1 pseudogene is annotated in these 462 nt (G+C 56.5%); it reads left to right on the top strand.

The features are described 5' to 3' along the window. Positions 1–272 (top strand): annotated as a pseudogene (locus HWY30_RS41295) (CoA-binding protein); the annotation flags it as partial. Between the last annotated feature and the right edge of the window lie 190 nt (positions 273–462).

Below are 462 nucleotides of genomic sequence, written 5' to 3'. Positions count from 1 at the left end.
GGACGTTGGTCCAAAGCCTGTTCGACGCGGGGGTTTCGCGAAACGTTTACTGCGTCAACGTCGATGCGGTGATTGCCGCGTTACTGCTCAAGATGCTCTGGCAGCCGTATCGTGACGGAACGTATTCGCGCAACGCTTTGGAGACGGCCGCCTTTACCATCTTTCTTTATCCTCGCATGCTCGGTTGCGCGGCTGAAATCGATGACCATATGAACCGCGGAAGGAACATGGATACACGTACACCAGCGTCGGAGTGTCGTTTCGTTGCGTAGCGGAATGACCCGGAAGCGCACGAAGTCTTTCCGCGCTGCCGGGTTCATGCCCACAACTATCAGTTGTCTCCGCACGGGATTGGGGGTGCGAGTCGTGCACGCTTTTCCGAACAACCCGAGCCTATGTGGCGATTATTCGTTGGCCTTGCTCAACTACGACGCGTTTCGCTTCGCGAGGCTTCTCCTCTTT

This window comes from Paraburkholderia tuberum STM678 (assembly GCF_902833905.1).
Classification (GTDB): Bacteria; Pseudomonadota; Gammaproteobacteria; order Burkholderiales; family Burkholderiaceae; genus Paraburkholderia; species Paraburkholderia tuberum.
Note: the sequence above shows the minus strand (reverse complement) of the source record. Positions and strands in the feature narration are given on the sequence as shown.